This is a genomic window from Psychrobacter sp. Sarcosine-02u-2, from assembly GCF_002836335.1.
GTDB classification, from domain to species: Bacteria; Pseudomonadota; Gammaproteobacteria; order Pseudomonadales; family Moraxellaceae; genus Psychrobacter; species Psychrobacter faecalis.
Window position 1 is genome coordinate 1 of record NZ_PJBX01000107.1, and the last position, 214, is coordinate 214.

Below are 214 nucleotides of genomic sequence, written 5' to 3' on the forward strand. Positions count from 1 at the left end.
ATTATAGAACGCCTGCATAGGCGTCTTAAACCCTAATCGTTTTCTTGGTCTGTTGTTTAGTTTGTTCTCAATGTCCTGTATTTCATTATCAGAGACTTGTCTAAAGTCACAACCCTTAGGCAAGTACTCTCTGATAAGGCCATTGGTATTCTCGTTGGTTCCTCGCTGCCATGACGCATAAGCATCGGCAAAGAAGAAAGGGCTAAAGAGCTTT

General features: G+C 42.1%; 1 protein-coding gene. It reads right to left on the bottom strand.

The window, feature by feature from the left end; genetic code table 11:
- Window positions 1-214 (bottom strand): IS30 family transposase (locus CXF58_RS01460; RefSeq protein ID WP_145989790.1); only part of this gene is annotated, 214 nt, incomplete at both ends.